Origin of the sequence: Pseudomonas sp. JV245A, assembly GCF_032424515.1 — a bacterium.
Taxonomy (GTDB): Bacteria; Pseudomonadota; Gammaproteobacteria; order Pseudomonadales; family Pseudomonadaceae; genus Aquipseudomonas; species Aquipseudomonas protegens.
Window position 1 is genome coordinate 1 of the sequence record NZ_VYKE01000434.1, and the last position, 938, is coordinate 938.

Here is a 938-nt window from a genome sequence, read left to right on the forward strand (position 1 = left end):
TTTTCCGCCAGGCGCGCGGCCAGCAAGGTCTGGAACCCCTGGCGGTTGGCGATGCCGGTCAGGGGGTCCTGCTCTGCCAGGCGCTGCAGGGTGTTTTCCAGCAGGCCGCGCTCACGTACATGGCGCAGGCAACGGCGCAGGGCATCGGTACTCAGGCAGGAACTCACCAGCCAGTCGCTGACGCCTACAGGGGCTACGGGCGGTTCCTGGTCCAGCAGCAACACGGTGGGCAGGCTGCAACGCCCGGGGCCGGGCTGCAAATGAGGAAGGGTCAACAGGACCGCGTTGCGGTCGTCTTCAAACAAACGGCTGACAGACTCCCAGCTGGGAGCACTGATCAATACCACCGAGTCTCCCAACGGAGCGACACACTCGCGCAACAACGCTGTCCACACCGGCTCTTCAGCCAGTAGCAGCAAACGCAAGGGTTCGACAGGCTTAGACAAGCTAGCTCCCTAGACTCTGCAAATTAAGTTGGCGGCGGGCATTATGGCGCGCAAATAAACAATAACAATTGATATTGATTATCATACGCAATTTCTTGTACCGCTCTAACTCGAACATTAGACGCATATTCAGCGCGCATCCTGAGGGAAAGTATCAAAACCGGCAAATTTAGATCGCGTTGTGCGTCACAAGTCGGACAGAGGCAGCAGAATCCGTCCAGCCTGTTAAAATGCCCGCCCTTTTCGTAACCGATCCCTTTTTACCGTCATGTCCCGACTCAATCCCCGGCAGCAAGAAGCCGTGAACTATGTCGGCGGCCCTCTTTTGGTGCTCGCCGGCGCAGGCTCCGGCAAGACCAGCGTGATCACCCGCAAGATCGCGCACCTGATCCAGAATTGCGGCATCCGCGCCCAGTACATTGTCGCCATGACCTTTACCAACAAGGCCGCGCGGGAAATGAAGGAGCGGGTCGGCACCCTGCTGCGCAGTGG

At 58.7% G+C, this 938-nt stretch carries 1 protein-coding gene and 1 pseudogene; one reads left to right on the forward strand and one right to left on the reverse strand.

Going from position 1 to position 938, the window contains the following annotated elements:
* Positions 1 to 446, reverse strand: a pseudogene (locus F6S12_RS32265) (GGDEF domain-containing protein); the annotation flags it as partial.
* A gap of 268 nt (positions 447 to 714) precedes the next feature.
* Here F6S12_RS32265 and F6S12_RS32270 point away from each other — a divergent pair.
* Positions 715 to 938: UvrD-helicase domain-containing protein (locus F6S12_RS32270; RefSeq protein WP_315869926.1), on the forward strand; the 224-nt coding region annotated here is incomplete at its 3' end.